Below are 1,810 nucleotides of genomic sequence, written 5' to 3'. Positions count from 1 at the left end.
GCGCATGCCCTCTTCGATGCCGATCTTCACGACGGGTTCGCCGAACCGGTGCGTGATGTCGTATTCGTCGCCGCGCCACGGTGTCGCGGTGAGGCCCATTTGGCGGGCGTCAGTAAGGAGATCGAGCAGCTCGCCGTACTGTCCGTCTTCCCCGACGTGGTGAGCCTCGTCCACCACGACCAGCGCGGGGCGGTATCCGCGCCGAACCATGTAGAGAGCGCTACCGAGGGTGGCACAGGTGACGCCCGAGAGATCGTCGGGACGCTCTTCTCCTGTGACTAGCCGGGTCTTCACGGTCTTGGACAGGTGACGCCAGAGAGCGCGTTCGAGTTGATCGACGAGATCCTTGGTGTGGGCGACAACCAGGACCAAGTCGTTTGGCTGCCGACGAAGATGCTCGTCGATAACCTCCGCTCCGACAATGGTTTTACCCAAGCCGGTGGCCAGGATGACCAACGCTCGGCTGGTGGTATTCAGTCCGCCGACGGCGTTGTCGATCGCGATCCGCTGATAATTGCGCGGGGTGATGGCACCGAAGCGTTCAGGTACCTTGGCCCAGGCCTTTCGGAGGGTATCGCCGGGCCATTCGTGGATTTGGGGACCGATCAGCGCGAGTCGGTCGATACGGCGTTTGGCGTCCACGCCGAGGACGGTGTTGGTGACCACGGCGGCCTTGTCTCGACGGTAGTGTTCGCGGGCCCGGGCAACCTCGTCGACGCCATCAGCTGAGATCGGGCCTTGTTTCCGCCACTTGCACTGTAGGACCCAGTCCTGCCCCGAGGCGCTAGCGAGGATGTCGCCACCCTGATCGCCGGAGCCATCGATGTTGGCGACTTCGGTGAATCCCATGTGCCACAGCAATCTCTCGATCTGCCGGGGGAACTGGTTGGGGCCCAGCTCCCGCAGAAAGCCGGGTCCGAGGAATCCATCAGTCATGGTGGATGGTCCTCATTCGGTGTCGGCGAGGTCGCGTTCGACCAGCAGGCAACTGAGCCGGATCCGCGCGAGTTCGTCGAGGTCGAGTTTCGGCTGGTGTTCGGCCATTACCGCGAGGTCGCTCACCAAGCCGGTCAGGCGCGTGAGCACCAAGGCGCGCGATTCCTGGTCGGTCAGGTTGGAATAGGGGCGGTGGAACACCTTTCCGTCGAGAAACGCGTCCGGGCGCAGTTCGAGCAGTCGCACGACGGCATTGGGAGGCAAGAAGGGGACGAAGTCCCCGGCCTCGATGGCGGATTCCCACCCACCGTTCCCGCCCTCGACGACGAATCGCTGCTGGGCGCGGACCTTCTCGGATTCCTGAAGCATGTCCCAATAACCGGTGGGCGCCCCACCTTTGATCTCACGCTGCATCGCGTCCTTGACACGGTCGAGCAGGCGAGTGGCGCGGGCGGTCAACGCCTCCGCGGTGACCTTCTGGTCGGTGGCGCGGCTCTTCAGGTCCATCAGGACTGTCGAGAGTGGCTTGGTCGCGCCACGCGCGACCCTGATCCACTCGGCAAGTTCCACCATTGCCATATCGCGGAAATCGACACCATACTCGGTGAACAGGGAATGCGTGATGTCGACGAAGATCTCGACGTCGGGGGCTTTGCGAAGGTGGGCGAACAGCGGCACGTTCGTCCCCTTCTGGTCGGCGAGTGTGACGCCCTTGATCGCCCATACAGTCAACGACACCGAGCCGTGTCCCTTGACCTCGTACTCACCTGACAGATCCACGACTTGCGCCCCGGCCGCTCGATAATCCGCCAATCGATCATCGAGTGTCTTGGCGACGGGAACGGGGGTCGCGGGCGAAGGAGAGGGCGAGACA

The 1,810-nt window shown here is 63.5% G+C and carries 2 protein-coding genes; both read right to left on the bottom strand.

Annotation, left to right across the window (positions count from 1 at the left end; all coding sequences use genetic code 11):
- Positions 1-936 (bottom strand): DEAD/DEAH box helicase family protein (locus tag ACFWPJ_RS31870; RefSeq protein ID WP_378857095.1); only part of this gene is annotated, 936 nt, incomplete at its 3' end.
- Positions 937-948: 12 nt separating this feature from the next.
- A partial coding sequence (locus tag ACFWPJ_RS31865; RefSeq protein WP_378857093.1) for a hypothetical protein occupies positions 949-1,810 on the bottom strand: 862 nt, incomplete at its 5' end.

It is taken from the genome of Nocardia sp. NPDC058497 (genome assembly GCF_042720195.1).
Lineage (GTDB): Bacteria > Actinomycetota > Actinomycetes > Mycobacteriales > Mycobacteriaceae > Nocardia.
Note: the sequence above shows the minus strand (reverse complement) of the source record. Positions and strands in the feature narration are given on the sequence as shown.